The 16752-nt window shown below is 72.1% G+C and carries 13 protein-coding genes; 11 read left to right on the top strand and 2 right to left on the bottom strand.

What is annotated here, in order from left to right:
- Window positions 1–40: 40 nt before the first annotated feature.
- Window positions 41–706, bottom strand: coding sequence for a protocatechuate 3,4-dioxygenase subunit alpha (gene pcaG, locus G6039_RS18095; RefSeq protein WP_043800033.1), 666 nt, complete (start codon window positions 704–706; stop codon window positions 41–43).
- Window positions 703–1455, bottom strand: a complete 753-nt coding sequence (gene pcaH, locus G6039_RS18090) for a protocatechuate 3,4-dioxygenase subunit beta (protein ID WP_006933662.1) — start codon at window positions 1453–1455, stop codon at window positions 703–705. Before pcaH ends, pcaG begins: the two co-directional genes overlap by 4 nt.
- A gap of 114 nt (window positions 1456–1569) precedes the next feature.
- Between pcaH and G6039_RS18085 the strand changes: the two genes are divergently transcribed.
- From G6039_RS18085 to G6039_RS18035, 11 genes are all read left to right on the top strand, one after another.
- On the top strand, window positions 1570–2517 hold the full coding sequence (locus tag G6039_RS18085) for a LysR substrate-binding domain-containing protein (RefSeq protein ID WP_043800032.1): 948 nt from the start codon (window positions 1570–1572) through the stop codon (window positions 2515–2517).
- A gap of 19 nt (window positions 2518–2536) precedes the next feature.
- A complete protein-coding gene (locus G6039_RS18080; RefSeq protein ID WP_006933666.1) occupies window positions 2537–2974 on the top strand; it encodes an OsmC family protein in 438 nt (145 codons plus the stop codon).
- 26 nt (window positions 2975–3000) lie between these two features.
- Entirely contained in the window at window positions 3001–3927 is a 927-nt protein-coding gene (locus tag G6039_RS18075; RefSeq protein ID WP_043800031.1) for an SMP-30/gluconolactonase/LRE family protein, read from the top strand.
- Complete coding sequence (locus G6039_RS18070; protein ID WP_006933673.1) at window positions 3924–4214, top strand: acylphosphatase; 291 nt, start codon at window positions 3924–3926, stop codon at window positions 4212–4214. The genes G6039_RS18075 and G6039_RS18070 overlap by 4 nt, the downstream gene beginning before the upstream one ends.
- A 25-nt stretch (window positions 4215–4239) precedes the next feature.
- On the top strand, window positions 4240–7875 hold the full coding sequence (smc, locus tag G6039_RS18065) for a chromosome segregation protein SMC (protein ID WP_043800029.1): 3636 nt from the start codon (window positions 4240–4242) through the stop codon (window positions 7873–7875).
- On the top strand, window positions 7872–9473 hold the full coding sequence (ftsY, locus tag G6039_RS18060; RefSeq protein WP_043800027.1) for a signal recognition particle-docking protein FtsY: 1602 nt from the start codon (window positions 7872–7874) through the stop codon (window positions 9471–9473). The genes smc and ftsY overlap by 4 nt, the downstream gene beginning before the upstream one ends.
- Window positions 9474–9943: 470 nt before the next feature.
- On the top strand, window positions 9944–11251 hold the full coding sequence (locus G6039_RS18055; RefSeq protein ID WP_029543203.1) for an ammonium transporter: 1308 nt from the start codon (window positions 9944–9946) through the stop codon (window positions 11249–11251).
- A 43-nt stretch (window positions 11252–11294) separates the two neighbouring features.
- On the top strand, window positions 11295–11633 hold the full coding sequence (locus G6039_RS18050) for a P-II family nitrogen regulator (protein WP_006933679.1): 339 nt from the start codon (window positions 11295–11297) through the stop codon (window positions 11631–11633).
- Window positions 11623–14136, top strand: coding sequence for a [protein-PII] uridylyltransferase (locus tag G6039_RS18045; protein WP_006933681.1), 2514 nt, complete (start codon window positions 11623–11625; stop codon window positions 14134–14136). Before G6039_RS18050 ends, G6039_RS18045 begins: the two co-directional genes overlap by 11 nt.
- 102 nt (window positions 14137–14238) lie before the next feature.
- Window positions 14239–15819: a signal recognition particle protein gene (gene ffh / locus G6039_RS18040; RefSeq protein ID WP_006933683.1), complete on the top strand. Its 1581-nt coding sequence runs from the start codon at window positions 14239–14241 to the stop codon at window positions 15817–15819.
- 6 nt (window positions 15820–15825) lie between these two features.
- The coding region (locus tag G6039_RS18035) for an amidohydrolase family protein (protein ID WP_338148581.1) at window positions 15826–16752 on the top strand (927 nt) is incomplete at its 3' end.

Raw genomic sequence — 16752 nt, 5'->3', positions numbered from 1 at the left:
CGTCGTCCGAAACGCGCGCCCCCGCGCCACCGGGTCCCGGTCAGATGTCGAAGAACACGGTCTCGATCCCGCCTTCCGGGGTGTCCTGCAGACGCACGTCGAAGGTGTAGACCACCTTGCCGTCGCGTTCGGAGCGCTTCGCGATCAGCGTGTCGCGGCGGACCTCCCACTCGATCCCGTCGAGTACGGGGTCGGCGGCGTTGGCGTCGGCCTCGTCGTCGAAGTAGACCCGGGTGTGCAGGCCGATGTTGATGCCCCGTGCGAACAGCACCATGAGGATGTGCGGGGCCTGGAACCCGCCGACGTTCGCCGGCACCGGTCCCGGTTTGATCGTCTCGAAGGTGTAGACGCCGGTGTCGAAGTCGCCGCCCGTGCGGCCCCAGCCGCGGAAGGTCGGATCGATCGCCCTGTCCTGGGCGTGTCCGTCCTGGGCGTCGCCGGGGTGGGCGTACCTGCCCGCGGCGTTGGCCTGCCAGATCTCGATCAGCACGTCGCGCACGGGCGTGCCGGTGCCGTCGAAGACGCGGCCCTCGAGGGTGATGTGCTCGCCCTTCGTCTCCGGGGCGGTCAGCACGTTGCCGAAGTTGTTGTCGAAGATGTCGAACCCGGCCTGCTGCGGTGCGAGCCCGATGTGGACGTACGGGCCGCCGGTCTGCGAGGGGGTCTCCGGGCGGCGCTCGATCATGCTGTGCGGGGAAAGGCTCATCGGGGGGCTCCGGGGAGGTTGGCGTTGTCGAAGAAGGTGGCGCGGCGGCCGCGCAGGGTGAGGTCGAAGCGGTAGGTACGCGCGTCGAAGGGGGCGTTGTTGGCGGGATCCTCCTGCGCGATCAGGCTGCGCAGCTGGTCCAGCGTCGGGATGGTCTTCGCGATGGGGCAGCGCTCGATGAGCGGGTCGCCCTCGAAGTACATCTGGGTGATCAAGCGCTGCGCCCAGCCGGTGCCGTGGATCGAGAAGTGGATGTGGGCGGGCCGCCAGGCGTTGGTGCTGTTGGCCCACGGGTACGGCCCGGGCTTGATGGTGCGGAAGAAGTAGTAGCCGTTGTCGTCGGTGATCATGCGGCCGCAACCGCCGAAGTTCGGGTCGATCGGCGCGAGGTAGCGGTCCTTCTTGTGGCGGTAGCGTCCGCCGGCGTTGGCCTGCCACGCCTCGACCAGGGCGCCCTTCACCGGGTTGCCGAACTCGTCGCGGACGTAGCCGTGCACGATCAGGCGCTCGCCGATCGGCAGGCCGTCCTTGGCGAAGTTGAGGATGAGGTCGTTGTCCTTCTCGCCCAGCTCGCGACGGTCGAAGACCGGCCCGGTCGTCTCCGAGAGCGTGTTGCGCGGCGCGATCAGGGCATTGCGCGGGGAGCGCAGCACCGACGTGCGGTATCCGGGGGTGAGGGCGGGCGGGTGCTGAGTGTGGTCGCGTTCGACGAATTCGCCGGACGCGGCGCCGGGGGCGGCGATGATCATGAGGCGGTACTCCTGGGGACTGTCGCACTGCGACGGACTGGATGTGATCCACGTTATGGGTGAGCATGAGTCATGTAAATTGACGGTTTCGGCCGAATTTCATAACCTGCAGTGATGGAACGCGGTTTCGTGCCCCCGGTCGACCGGGCGTCGCGGCTCCTGGATCGCATCCGGTTGCGCCACCTCACGTGCTTTGTCGCCGTCGCCCAGGAGGGCAACCTCGGGCGGGCCGCCGGCCGGCTGCATCTGAGCCAGCCGGCGGTCACCAAGACCCTCAACGAACTCGAATCCCTGGCCGGCCTGCGCCTGGTGGACCGCGGGCGGCACGGCGCCCGGCTCACCCCCGCCGGCGAGGAGTTCCTGGGCCACGCCGTCGAGGTCACCGACGCGTTGGCGTCCGCCGCCCGCGCCCTCTCCGGGACCGGGCAGCCGGCCGTCGCCCCCGTGCGGGTCGGCGCCCTGCCCACCGTCGCGAGCACCCTGCTGCCCGGTGCGGTCACCCGGCTGCGGGACCGGCGTCCGCACGTCGGCGTGCAGATCCGCACGGCCCCGAACACCGCACTTCTGGGCGCGGTGCGCGCCGGCGAGCTCGACTTCGTCCTCGGCCGGATGGCCGACCCGGAGACCATGCAAGGGCTCTCGTTCGAACTGCTGTACGCCGAGTCGCTGGCCCTGATCGTGCGCCCGGGGCATCCGCTGGCCGGGGGTCCGGTATCGGTGCCGGCGGTGCTGAACCACCCCCTCGTCGTCGCCACCGCCGGAACCGTGCCGCGGCACCACACCGAGGGCTTCCTCGCCCGGCACGGCCTGCGGCTGCCGTCCGGCAGCGTCGAGACCCTCGACGTCTCGGTCGCGCGCGGGCTGGTGCGCGCCGGCGACGCGGTGTGGCTGACACCCGAGCGAGTGCCGCAGGACGACCTCGACGACGGCACGCTCGTGCGGCTGCCGGTACCGACCCCGGGCACCGCCGAACCCGTCGGACTGCTGCGCCGCAGCAGCGCGGACACCCCCGTCGTCGCGGACGAGCTCATCGGGATCCTGCGCGAACTGGCCGTCGGGTGATCATGGCAGGATCTCCCGCATGGCTGAACAGACTTCCGACACGCCGACGACCGAACTGTGGGTCGAGCGCACCGGCACCCGCCGCTACACGGGCCGCAGCTCCCGAGGTGCCGAGGTCCTGATCGGGTCGGAGACCGTCGAGGGTGTCTTCACCCCCGGCGAGCTGTTGAAGATCGCGCTGGCGGCCTGTTCGGGGATGAGCTCGGACTTCCCGCTGTCGCGCCGGCTCGGCGACACCTACGACGTCACGATCCGTGTCTCCGGCGCCGCGGACCGGGAGAACGAGGTGTACCCGCACCTCGTCGAGGAGATGGCGCTGGACCTGAGCGAACTCGACGAGGAGGCGCAGCAGCGCCTCGTCGCGCTCGTCGAGCGATCCGTCGACAAGGTGTGCACCGTCGGCCGTACGCTCGAGGCCGGCACCGAGGTGACGCTGAAGATCGTTCCGGACGCGTGAGCGGTGGATCTCGGCAGGGAGGGCGGATGATTCGTACAGCGGCCGGACTCGCGCTCGCCGTGGGGTTCCTGGCGGGCGGGGCGCCGGCGACGGCCGCGCCCGCTCCGGCGGACTGCGCGCCGTGGCGGGTGGACGTCGTCGCGTCCGGGCTCGGCGTGCTCGAGAATCTCGCGTTCGACGGTCGCGGCCGGCTGCTGGCCTCGGCGTCCACCCCGGCCGGCGGAGGGTCGCTGCTGGCGCTCACGCCCGAGGGACGGGCCGACGCCGTGGTGGCCGAGGTCCCGGCGCCCGGCGGCATCGTCGTCGACGACGGCACGGCGTACTTCACGACCGGCAACGGCACCGTCTCCGGACTGCTCGGCCGCACCGACGGCACCCTGGAGGCCGTCGACCTCGACACCGGGACGCGGCGCACCGTCGCGTCGGGTCTGACCATGCCCAACGGTCTCGTCCGCCTGCCCGACGGGGACTTCCTCGTCAGCCGGAACCTGGGCAGCCCCCCGGGCCTGACGCACGTCCCGGTCGAGGGTGGGGCCCCGGAAACGATCCGCACCGACCTCGGCTCTGTCAACGGACTCGCGGTCGACGGCGAAACCGTTTATGCGGCTACGACTTTCGATCCGACTACCCGAATTCACGCGTTGAACGCCGGCGACCTCACCGGTCCGGTCCGGACCCTGGACCCGTCCGGGCCCGGGCCCCTCGAGACCGCCGACGATCTCGACGTCGGACCCGACGGCGCGTTGTACGTCCCGCTCAACGTCGCCGGGAAGATCCTGCGGGTCGACCCGGTCACCGGCACCGGCTGCACGGTCGCCACGGGGGTGCCCTTCGTCTCCGCGGTCGCGTTCGGCGAGGGCCCCGGCTGGGACCCGGACGTCCTCTACACCACCGGCTTCGACGGCGCCGTCCACGCCGTCCGTCCGGTCCGCAGTTCGGGGGAGCAGCCATGACGCAGTCGCCGCCGGACGCCGTCCGGCTCACCGCCTGGGTGCACGGGCGCGTGCAGGGTGTGGGGTTCCGCTGGTGGACGCGGTCGCGAGCCCTCGAACTCGGCCTCGCCGGTCACGCCACCAACCATCCCGACGGGCGCGTGCTCGTCATCGCCGAGGGCCCCCGCGACGCCCTCGAACGACTCCTCGCCGCGCTGCGCTCGGGCGAGACCCCGGGAGAGGTGCGGCTCGTGGTGGAGAGCTGGGAGCCGACGCGCGGTGACCTGACCGGCTTCGTCGAGCGGTGACGGCCCGCCGGTAAGGTTTTCGCACATGTATTTGAAGGGTCTGACGCTCAAGGGCTTCAAGTCTTTCGCGTCCGCGACGACTCTGCGGTTCGAACCGGGCATCACGTGTGTCGTGGGGCCGAACGGTTCCGGCAAGTCCAACGTCGTCGACGCCCTCACCTGGGTGATGGGGGAGCAGGGCGCCAAGGCGCTGCGCGGCGGCAAGATGCAGGACGTCATCTTCGCCGGGACCGCCGGCCGGCAACCCCTCGGCCGTGCCGAGGTCACCCTCACCATCGACAACTCGGACGGCGCGCTGCCCATCGAATACTCCGAGGTGTCCATCACCCGGCGGATGTTCCGCGACGGGGCCGGCGAATACGAGATCAACGGGAACTCGTGCCGGCTGATGGACGTGCAGGAACTGCTGTCCGACTCCGGCATCGGCCGCGAGATGCACGTCATCGTCGGTCAGGGCCGCCTCTCCGCCATCCTCGAGTCCCGGCCGGAGGACCGCCGCGCATTCATCGAGGAAGCCGCCGGAGTCCTCAAGCACCGCAAGCGCAAGGAGAAGGCGGTCCGCAAGCTCGACGCGATGCAGGCCAACCTCGCGCGCCTGACCGACCTCACCGCCGAGCTGCGCCGGCAGCTCAAGCCGCTCGGCCGCCAGGCCGAGGTGGCGCGCCGCGCCCAGACCATCCAGGCGGACCTGCGCGACGCCCAGCTGCGGCTCGCCGCCGACGACCTCGTGACCCGGCGCTCCGAGTTCGCCGACCAGGACGAGCAGGAACGCGTCCTGCGCGAGCGACTCGACCACGTCTCCGCCGAGCTCGACGACGCCAACGCCGAACTCGCACGCCACGAGGAGGCGGTCGCGCGACTCACTCCCGGCGCCGAGGCCGCGTCACAGACCTGGTTCCGGCTCTCCGCGCTCGCCGAACGTCTCGGCGCCACCGTGCGCATCGCCCAGGAACGCGCCCGCCACCTCGACACCGCCCCGGCGGTCCGCGACGGCCAGGATCCGGACGAGATGGAGGCCCGCGCCGACCGCATCGCCGAAGAGGAGGCCGAACTCCTCGAGGCCGTCGAGGTCGCCCACGGCACCCTCGAGGCCGCGAAGGAGCAGCTCGCCGTCCAGGAGGAGGCCGCCGCGGCCGCCGAGCGGGCGCACCTGGCCGCAGTGCGGGCCGTCGCCGACCGGCGGGAGGGACTCGCGCGCCTGGCCGGACAGGTCGACACCGTGCGCACCCGCGCCGAGTCCATCGACGCGGAGGTGGCCCGGCTGACCGTCGCCATCGAAGAGGCCCGGCTGCGCGGTGTCGCCGCCCAGGCCGAGTTCGAGACGGCCCAGGCCCGCATCGACGACCTCGACGCCGGCGAGATCGACGCCGACGCACAGCACGAACGCGCCCTCGAGGCGCTGCGACTCGCCGACGCCCGCCTGAAGGAACTGCAGAACGCCGAGCGCGCGGCCGGCAAGGAGGTCGCCTCCCTCGGGGCGCGCATCGAGGCGCTGGCGATGGGTCTCGAACGCAAGGACGGCGCCGCCTGGCTTCTCGAGCACCGCCCCGACCTGGGATTGTCGGGTCCCCTCGCGGAACGCGTCCGGGTCGAGGCCGGCTACGAGGTCGCCGTCGCAGCGGCGATGGGCCCGGCCGCGGACGCGCTGGCCGCGGATTCGGTCCCGGCGGCGGCCGCGGCCGTCGCCGCGCTGGTGGACGCCGACCAGGGCCGGGTCGCGTTCGTCGCCGGGGGCACCATCGCGCCGGCCGAGCCGGCGAGCCTGCCCGACGGTACGCGCTGGGTGCGGGACGTGATCGACTGCCCGCCGGAACTGCGCGGCGGACTCGACGCGCTGCTGGCGCGCACCGTCGTCGTGGACGACCTGCGCTCCGCGATCGAACTGTGCCACGTGCGCCCCGAACTGCGGGCAGTGACCCGGAGCGGTGACCTCGCCGGCTCGGGCTGGGTCGTGGGTGGATCCGGGCGCGCGCCGAGCACCCTCGAGGTCCAGGCCGCGATCGACGCGTCCCGCGCCGACCTCGACCGCGCGGTCCGGCGCTCCGAGGAACTCTCGGCGGCTCTCGCCGGCGCCCTGGCCGAACAGGCGGCCCGCGCCGAGGTGGCCGAACAGACCCTCGCGGCCCTCAACGAATCCGACGCCGCAATGTCCGCGGTGTACGAGCAGCTCGGCCGGCTCGGGCAGGCCGCGCGCGCCGCCCACGCCGAGTCCGAGCGCCTCGCGGCGCAGCGCACCAACGCCGAGACGGAGCGTGACACGGCCCGCCGCGAGGTCGTCGAGCTCGAGGAGCGGCTGCGACTGGCCGAACAGGAACAGAGCGACGCGGGCGCCGATCCGGGCACCGACTCGACGGCAGTCGACCGAGAGGTCGCCGCCGCTGCCCTCGCCGAGGTCCGGGCCGTCGAGATGGAGGCGAGGCTCGCGGCCCGCACCGCGGAGGAGCGCGCCCAGGCGCTGCGCGGCAAGGCGGACTCGCTGCGCCGCGCAGCCCAGGCCGAGCGCGAGGCGCGGGCCCGGGCCGAACGGGCACAGCGCGCCCGCAAGCAGGCCGCGGCCGTCGCCGCGGCCGTGGCCGAGTCCGGCGCCCGGGTCGCGGCCCACCTGGACGAGGTGGTCGCCGCGGCCTCCGCCCACCGGGACGAGCTGACCCGTCAGCGCGCCGAGCGGGCCGAACAGCTCGACAAGGTCAAGGAGCGGGTGCGCGACCTCTCCGCGCAGCGGGCCCAGCTCACCGACGCGGTGCACCGGGACGAGGTCGCCCGCGCGCAGGCCGCGCTGCGGATCGAACAGCTCGAGCAGGCCGTCGTCGAGCAGTACGCCATCGCGCCCGACGATCTGGTCGCCGAGTACGGCCCCGAGGTGCCGCTGCCACCGTCCGACCTCGAGATCGCCGAGTTCGAACAGGCGCGGGAACGCGGAGAACAGGTCGTCGCGCCGCAACCGCAGCCGTACGACCGCGCCACCCAGGAGCGGCGCGCCAAGCGCGCGGAGAAGGACCTGACGACCCTCGGCAAGGTCAACCCGCTGGCGCTCGAGGAGTTCGCCGCGCTCGAGGAGCGGTACAACTTCCTCGCCACGCAGCTCGAGGACGTCAAGAACGCCCGCAAGGACCTGCTCGGCGTGGTCGCCGACGTCGACGCCCGCATCCTGCAGGTGTTCACCGAGGCGTACGCGGACGTCGAGCGCGAGTTCGAGCAGGTGTTCGCCAAGCTCTTCCCCGGCGGCGAAGGCCGCCTCGTGCTGACCGATCCGTCGGACATGCTCACCACCGGCATCGAGGTCGAGGCCCGGCCGCCGGGCAAGAAGGTCAAGCGGCTGTCGCTGCTCTCCGGCGGCGAGAAGTCGCTGACGGCGGTGGCCATGCTCGTCGCCATCTTCCGGGCCCGGCCGTCCCCGTTCTACGTCATGGACGAGGTGGAGGCCGCTCTCGACGACACCAACCTGCGCCGGCTCATCGGGCTGTTCGAGCAGCTTCGGGAGAAGTCCCAGCTCATCGTCATCACCCACCAGAAGCCGACGATGGAGATCGCCGACGCCCTGTACGGGGTCAGCATGCGCGGCGACGGCATCACCCGCGTCATCTCGCAGCGGATGCGTGGTCAGGATCTTTCTCGCCCAGAGCTGAGCGCGGCCGTTGCGCCTGACAGTATGGGGGCGTGAGTACCGGAGCCTGGATAGCCATCGCGGCGGCACTTGCCGTCCTCCTCGTCGCGCTCGTCGTCGGCCTGACCCTGTACCGGAGACGGCGGGTGTCGCTGACGGCCGAGCAGACGCCGCAGCTCGGCACCGCCGAGCAGAAGGATCGTTCCGGCGGTTACAAGGCCGCGGGCGGCTTCAGCTTCACCCAGGGGGCGACCGCGACCGCGCCGCCCCAGCCGGTCGAGCGGCCGGTTCCGAGACCGCCGGTGGTCCCGGAACCGCCCGCGTCCCCCAAACCGCCGGTCGCTCCGGAATCGACGGTGGTGCCGGAACCGAAGGTCGTGCCGGAACCGAAGGTCGTGTCACTGCCCCAGGAGGTGTCGGAGGCTCCGGCGCCGACGGTCGAACCCCGGGTGGAGCCCGAGCGGGCCCCGGAGGCCGGTGCCGCCCCCACCGTGGAACCGGCCCCCAGGGTCGAGCCCGTCCCGGGCATCGAGCCGGAGACCGCCCCGGCGCCGTCCGAGGTCGTCCCGCCGGTCGAGGAAGTTGCGCCGGTCGAGGAAGTTGCGCCGGTCGAGGTCGTCCCGCCGGTCGAGGAAGCTCCGCCGGCACCCGCCGTCGAACCCGAGGTGGCCCCGCCGCCGACCGCCGAGCCCGAGGTAGCGGCTGTCCCGCTCGTTCCCCCGATCGAGGAGATCGCCCCGACCGAGGGCCGGCTGGACCGGTTGCGCGGCCGACTTGCCCGGTCGCAGTCGGCGGTGGGCAAGAGCCTGCTCGGCCTGCTCGGCGGCGGCGACCTCGACGAGGACTCGTGGGAGGAGATCGAGGACACCCTGCTGATCGCCGACCTCGGTGCCGCCACCACCACTCAGATCGTCGAGCGGCTGCGGGTGCAGATGGCCGCCCGCAGTGTGCGCACCGAGGCCGAGGCCAGGGCCGTCCTGCGGGACGTGCTGGTCGAGGCGCTGCACCCGGAGCTGGACCGGTCGATCAGGGCGCTGCCGCACCAGGATCACCCGGCGGTGCTGCTCGTCGTCGGGGTCAACGGCACCGGTAAGACCACCACCACCGGCAAGCTCGCCCGGGTCCTCGTCGCCGACGGCCGCCGCGTCCTGCTGGGCGCTGCCGACACCTTCCGTGCGGCCGCCGCCGACCAGTTGCAGACGTGGGCCGAGCGGGTCGGCGCCGAGGTCGTGCGCGGCAAGGAGGGAGGCGACCCGGCCGCGATCGCCTTCGACGCCGTCGCCAGGGGCACCGATCAGGGTGTGGACGCCGTGCTCATCGACACCGCCGGCCGGCTGCACACCAAGACCGGTCTGATGGACGAGCTCGGCAAGGTCAAGCGGGTCGTGGAGAAGAAGGCCGCGGTCGACGAGGTGCTGCTCGTGCTCGACGCGACGATCGGGCAGAACGGCCTGATGCAGGCGCGCGTGTTCGCCGAGGTCGTGGACATCACCGGCGTGGTGCTGACCAAGCTCGACGGCACGGCCAAGGGCGGGATCGTCTTCCAGGTCCAGCACGAGCTCGGGGTCCCCGTGAAACTCGTCGGTCTCGGTGAGGGCGCGGACGACCTCGCGCCGTTCGAGCCGGGCGCATTCGTCGACGCCCTGCTGGGCTGATCCACCGCACCACCGCCAGCTCACCACCGGCCACCCGGCCTCCGACCGGGTGGCCGGTTTTGGTCACGGAAAGGTCACAAATCGTCACTCGGTTCCCATCTGCCACTCCGGTTCGGTAGAAACAGGTGCCGGACGGATCCCGCGGGGCGGGTGGCGACGGGGAAGCAGCGACGAGAGGCTCCTGCGGGAGCTCGCCGCGCTGGCCACCCGGCCCCGCCGGGTCCGTCCCGCTCGGGTCGCGATCCGTCCCGATCCACCCCCTCCCGGCTCGCGGGAGCACCGCCGCGAAACGCCGTGCGAGGGACCCGGTTCGGCCGCCGGCGCCGGTGGATGCGCCGCGAAACAGGAACGAAACACATGTCCGATTTGCGTTCACTCCGCCGAAACAGCGCGGCGCTCCGGCCGAAACATCACCACAGCATTCTTCTCTCGACGACGCGCTGACCGGCGCGGCCAACAGGGAGGTTGCAGTGGAGGAAGTGGTGAACACCGGCGACGCGGCATGGATGCTGATATCGGCGTCCCTGGTGCTGTTGATGACGCCCGGTCTGGCGTTCTTCTACGGCGGCATGTCGCGCACCAAGGCCGTCCTGAACATGATGATGATGTCCTTCGGGGCAATGGCGGTCATCGCGGTGATCTACGTGCTGTGGGGCTGGTCGATGTCCTACGGCACCGAGGACATCGGGGGCATCTTCGCCAACCCGTTCCAGATGTTCGGTCTGCAGGGTGCCATCTACGACGACGCCGGTGAGTTCCTGCCCGGCCTCGGCGACTACCCGCAGATCATCGACATCGGCTTCCAGGTCACGTTCGCGGTCATCACCACCGCTCTCATCAGCGGTGCCCTCTCCGAACGCGTGAAGTTCGGCACCTGGCTGGCCTTCTCCGGAATCTGGGTCACCCTCGCGTACTTCCCCCTCGCCCACATGGTGTGGGGCGGCGGCCTGCTCTCCGGCTCCGCGGACGGCCTCGCCGCCAAGATCTTCGGCACCTCCGACGACGGAGAAGGCGGGCTCGTCGCGACCGTGGCGCCCATCGACTTCGCCGGCGGCACCGTCGTGCACATCAACGCCGGCATTGCCGCGCTCGTCCTGGCGCTGATCATCGGCAAGCGCGCGGGCTTCGGCCGCACCGCCTTCCGTCCGCACAACCTGCCGTTCGTCATGCTCGGTGCTGCCCTGCTGTGGTTCGGCTGGTTCGGCTTCAACGCCGGTTCCGCGTTCGCCGCCGACGGTGTGGCCGGCCTGGCCTGGGTCAACACCACCACCGCCGCGGCCGCCGCGATCCTCGGCTGGCTCCTCACCGAGCGCATCCGCGACGGCAAGGGCACCAGCCTCGGTGCCGCCTCGGGTGCCGTCGCCGGCCTCGTCGCCATCACTCCGGCCGCCGGTGCGCTCAGCCCGGTCGGTTCGATCGTGCTCGGCGCGATCGCCGGCGTCCTGTCCGCCCTGGCGGTCGGCCTGAAATACAAGTTCGGCTACGACGACTCGCTCGACGTCGTCGGCGTGCACCTCGTCGCGGGCCTGTGGGGCACCATCGCGATCGGGTTCCTCGGCACCGAGACGGGCCTGTTCTACGGCGGCGACTACAAGCAGCTCGTGATCCAGATCGTCATCGCAGTCTTCGCCCTGGTCTACACCGGCATCATCACCGCGATCGTCGCCTTCGCGCTCAAGCCGCTCGGCTGGCGGGTGTCGGAGGAGGAAGAGGCACGCGGCATCGACGAGGCCGAGCATGCGGAGTCGGCATACGACTTCGCCGCCGCCCTCAAGTGATAAGAAGACATCAGGGCACTGGAGACTGGGAAGGGATGAGGATATGAAGCTGATCACGGCAATTGTCAAGCCGTTCACCCTCGAGGACGTCAAGGCAGGCCTCGAGCAGGCGGGTGTGCTTGGCATGACCGTCAGCGAGGTGCAGGGATACGGTCGCCAGAAGGGCCACACCGAGGTCTACCGCGGAGCCGAGTACTCCGTCGACTTCGTTCCCAAGGTCCGCGTCGAGGTCGTCGTCGACGACGCCGCCGTCGACAAGGTGGTCGAGACCATCGTCGAGGCCTCCCGCACCGGCAAGATCGGCGACGGCAAGGTGTGGGTCACCCCGGTCGAAACGGTCGTCCGAGTGCGCACCGGTGAACGAGGCGCCGATGCACTCTGACCCGAAGGGGTCCGGAACTCGCGGCCCTGGTCCCGCTGCCTCCGCGGCGGGATCGGGGCCGCCGGTGTCTCCGGGGCCGGCCGGATCCGGCACCGCCGCCACCGACCTCGCCCGGGCTCGTACCCAGTTGCTCGCCGGCGGCACCCGCAACCGCCGGCTCGACGCCCCCGCCCTCCGCCACGCCCTCGTCGATCTCCACGAGTTCTGGCTCGTCACCAAGGGAACCGAACTCGGAATCAAGCCCGACTGCGGCTTCGCCATCGTCGCCGTCGGCGGCCTCGGCCGCCGCGAGATGCTCCCCTACTCCGACCTGGATCTGGTCCTGCTGCACGACGACATGGACCCCGCTGTCGTGTCCCGGGTCGCCGACCGGCTCTGGTATCCGCTGTGGGACGCGCACATCAAGCTCGACCACAGCGTCCGGACCGTCCCGCAGGCCCTGCAGGTCGCCGCGTCCGACCTGACCGCCGCGCTCGGCCTGCTCGAAGCCCGGCACATCGCCGGCGACCTCGAATTGAGCAACCTGCTGATCGGCGGCGTGCGGCGGCAGTGGCGCACCGGCATCCGCAGCCGGTTCGAGGAGCTCATCGCCCTGACCGAGGCCCGGTGGGAACGCAGCGGGCAGATCGCGCACCGGGCCGAACCCGACCTCAAGAGCGGCCGCGGCGGGCTGCGGGACGTGCAACTGCTCAACGCACTGTCCGTCGCGCAGCTCACCGACGGCATGCCCGGGCTCGGGCCCGACGTTCCCGGCGGCGGGCTCGCGGCCGCGCACCGCCGCCTGCTGGACGTGCGCACCGAGCTGCACCGCGTCGCCGGCCGGGCCCGCGACCAGCTGCGCGCCCAGGATGCCGACGAGATCGGCGCCGCCCTGCGCATCGGGGACCGGTTCGACCTGGCCCGCGTGCTGACCGAGGCGGCCCGGACCGTGAGCTACTCGGTGGAGGTCGGGGTACGCACGGCAGGAAACTCGCTGCCCCGCAAGGGCCTGTCCCGGCTGCGCCGCGTCCCCGTCCGGCGCCCGCTCGACGAGGGTGTGGTGGAACACGGCGGCGAAGTGACGCTGGCCCGCGACGCGCACCCGCGCAAGGACCCCGGCCTGATCACGCGGGTCGCCGCGGCCGCAGCGCAGCACGACCTGCCGATCTCCGCGTCCACCCTCGGCCGCCTGGCCGACAGCGCCCCCGAACTGCGGGAACCGTGGCCGCGCACCGCGCTGAACGACCTGCTCGTGCTGCTCGGCTCGGGAACCCGCGCGATCGACCCGATCGAGGCGCTCGACCGGACGGGACTGTGGGGCCGGCTGCTCCCCGAATGGGGGGCGGTGCGGGATCTGCCCCCGCGCGATGCCGTGCACACCTGGACGGTGGACCGGCACCTGGTGGAGACCGCGGTGTACGCCGGCGGGCTGACCACCCGCGTCGCACGCCCCGACCTGCTGGTGCTCGGGGCGTTGCTGCACGACATCGGCAAGGGTCGCGGCGGCGACCACAGCGTCGTCGGCGCGGAACTCGCCACCCAGATCGGCCGCCGGATGGGTCTGTGGCCGTCCGACGTCGCCGTGCTGTCCGCGCTGGTCCGCCACCATCTGCTGCTTCCGCACACCGCGACCCGCCGTGACCTCGACGACCCCGCCACGGTGGAGTCCGTCGTCGAGGCCATCGACGGCGACCCGGTGCTGCTCGAGCTGCTGCACGCCCTCGCCGAGGCGGACTCGCTCGCGACGGGCCCGGGGGTGTGGGGCGACTGGAAGGCGGCGCTCATCCGGGAGCTGGTCCGGCGCTGCCGGCTGGTGATGGCGGGGGAGGAGCTGCCGAGACCGGACCCGATCGACCCCCAGCTCGCCGAGCAGGCGGAACAGGGCGGCATCCACGTCGAGCTCCAACCCGGCGAGAACCCGCACGCCTACACGGTGACGGTGGTCGCGCCCGACGAGCCGGGCCTGCTGTCCGACGCCGCCGGGGTGCTGGCCCTGCACGGCCTGCGCGTGCTGTCCGCCTCGGTGGGCAGCCACGCCGGTAGTGCGGTCAACAGCTTCGCCGTCGCGCCGCTGTTCGGGGCCCCGCCGCCGGCGGGTCTGCTGCGGCAGGAACTCATCCGGGCCCGCGCCGGGGACCTCGACCTGCTCGCCACGCTCGACGCGAAGGAGCAGGCGGCGCGGGAGGCGCAGCTGCCCGAACGCCCGGAGCGGGCCGTGCCGGGCACCTACGCGCAGGCGCCGCCGCACCTGATCTGGATCGACGCCCCGGATCCGGGTCAGGCGATCCTCGAGCTGCGCGCCGAGGACCGGCTGGGCATGCTGTGCCGGCTCGCGGACGCGTTCGAACGGTGCGGCACCGACGTGCGCTGGGCCCGGGTTTCCACCCTCGGCCGCACCGTCGTGGACGCGTTCTGCATCGATCTGGGAGGTTCCGACACCCGGGAGAACCGGGAGCGGGTCGAGCGGGCGGTGCTCGCCGTGGTGCCCGCTCCGGAGCCGAAGAAACCCGAGGACAAGGGCTGAGGGCGGGGCGGCCGCTCGTGCACGTGCGAGAACTCGTGCCGCGAGCGGCTACCCTGGAGCGCAGAACTGTCCGCATCTTCGCCAGACCCAGGAGCGCATTCGGTGTTCGAATCCCTTTCCGACAGGTTGACCGGAGCCCTCAAGGACCTGCGCGGCAAGGGGCGCCTCTCCGACGCCGACATCGACGCGACCGCCCGGGAGATCCGCCTGGCGCTGCTCGAGGCCGACGTCGCCCTGCCCGTGGTGCGCTCGTTCATCGCCAAGATCAAGGAACGAGCCAAGGGCGCCGAGGTACACGGCGCGCTGAACCCCGCCCAGCAGGTCGTCAAGATCGTCAACGAGGAGCTCGTCGGGATCCTCGGCGGCGAGACCCGGCGGCTGCAGTTCGCCAAGACCCCGCCCACGGTGATCATGCTCGCCGGTCTGCAGGGCTCCGGTAAGACCACCCTCGCCGGCAAGCTCGCCAAGTGGCTCAAGGACCAGGGCCACACCCCGCTGCTGGTCGCCTGTGACCTGCAGCGGCCCGGCGCGGTCACCCAGCTGCAGATCGTCGGTGAACGCGCCGGTGCGTCCGTGTTCGCCCCGCACCCCGGCACCTCCATCGGCGGCGGCGAGAACCCGCTCGGCATCACCGCCGCCGACCCGGTGAACGTCGCCCGCGACGGCGTCGCCGAGGCCCGCGCCAAGCACTACGACGTGGTCATCGTCGACACCGCCGGCCGCCTCGGCATCGACGAGGAGCTGATGGCCCAGGCCGCCGGCATCCGCGACGCCGTGCAGCCCGACGAGACGCTGTTCGTGCTCGACGCGATGATCGGCCAGGACGCCGTGAGCACCGCCGAGGCGTTCCGCGCCGGTGTCGGCTTCACCGGCGTGGTGCTCACCAAGCTCGACGGCGACGCCCGCGGCGGTGCCGCGCTCAGCGTCCGCGAGCTGACCGGTCAGCCGATCCTGTTCGCGTCGACCGGTGAGAAGCTCGAGGACTTCGACGTCTTCCACCCCGAGCGCATGGCCAGCCGCATCCTCGGCATGGGCGACGTGCTCACCCTCATCGAGCAGGCCGAGCAGGTCTTCGACGCCGAGCAGGCCGAGGCCACCGCCGCGAAGATCGGCTCCGGTGAACTCACCCTCGAGGACTTCCTCGAGCAGATGATGGCCGTGCGGAAGATGGGCCCGATCGCGAACCTGCTCGGCATGCTGCCGGGTGCGGGACAGATGAAGGACGCCCTCGCGAACGTCGACGAGAAGCAGCTCGACCGGATCCAGGCGATCATCCGCGGCATGACGCCGGCGGAACGCGCCAACCCGAAGATCATCAACGCCTCCCGGCGGCTGCGTATCGCCAACGGCTCCGGCGTCAAGGTCTCCGACGTCAACCAGCTCGTCGACCGGTTCTTCGAAGCCCGCAAGATGATGGCCGCGATGGCCGGGCGCATGGGCATGCCCGGGTCCCGCAAGCCGCAGCGCGCGAAGAAGGGCAAGAAGGGCAAGAAGGGCGGCCGCGGGCCGACCCCGCCGAAGATCAAGGGCGGATTCCCCGGTGGCATGCCCGCCGGCATGCCCGGCATGGGCGGGATGCCCGCCGGGTTCCCGGACCTGTCGAAGATGCCGAAGGGCCTCGACGAGCTGCCGCCCGGTCTCGAGAACTTCGACCTCTCGCAGCTGAAGTTGCCGAAGAAGTAGTCCGCCGTGGCGTTCACCCTGCGCGGACGGTCCCTGCCGGACGGCGAACCGATCGAGCTGTGGATCGGCGACGACGGCACGTTCGCCGCCGAGCCGATCCCCGGGGCCGAGCTGCTCACCGCCGACGGCTGGATCCTGCCCGGTCTCGTCGACGCCCACTGCCACGTCGGGATCCGCTTCGGCGGCGGCGCGGAGGACGCGGACGGGCTGATCGCGCAGGCCGTCACCGAGCGCGACGCCGGGGTGCTGCTGCTGCGCGACGCGGGATCCCCGGTCGACACCCGGCACCTCGACGAGCGGGCCGACCTGCCACGGATCGTGCGCGCGGGACGGCACATCGCCGCCCCCAAGCGCTACATCCGCGGGCTGCCCGTCGACCTCGAAGACGAATCGCAGCTGCCGGACGAGGTGGTTCGCCAGGCCCGCGCGGGGGACGGCTGGGTCAAGCTCATCGGCGACTGGATCGACCGCGGCACCGGCGATCTCGCGCCGCTGTGGTCGGACGGGATCCTCGTCGAGGCGATCGCCGCGGCCCACCGTGCGGGAGCGCGCGTGACCGCCCATGTGTTCGGGGAGGACGCGCTGCCCGGCCTGCTCGCCGCCGGCATCGACTGCCTCGAACACGGCACCGGGCTGACCGACGACACGATCGCCACCATGGCCGCGCAGGGCACGGTCCTCGTGCCGACCCTGGTCAACATCGAGAACTTTCCCGAGATCGCCGACTCGGCCACCCGGTTCCCGGTCTACGCGGCGCACATGCGGGACCTGCACGCCCGTGTCGCGGACACCGTCGGCGCCGCCCACGACGGCGGGATGCCCGTGGCGCACGAGCTGTGCCCCCTGCAGCACCAGCGCCATCAGCTCCACGATCCGGCGGGCCCGGTATTCGACGTTCTCGAGGTCGGCGAGTTCCTTGCCGACCCGGGCCAC

Source organism: Rhodococcus aetherivorans (assembly GCF_011058165.1).
Classification (GTDB): Bacteria; Actinomycetota; Actinomycetes; order Mycobacteriales; family Mycobacteriaceae; genus Rhodococcus; species Rhodococcus aetherivorans.
The sequence above is the reverse complement of the archived record's forward strand: the minus strand, read 5'-3'. Positions and strand labels throughout refer to the sequence as shown.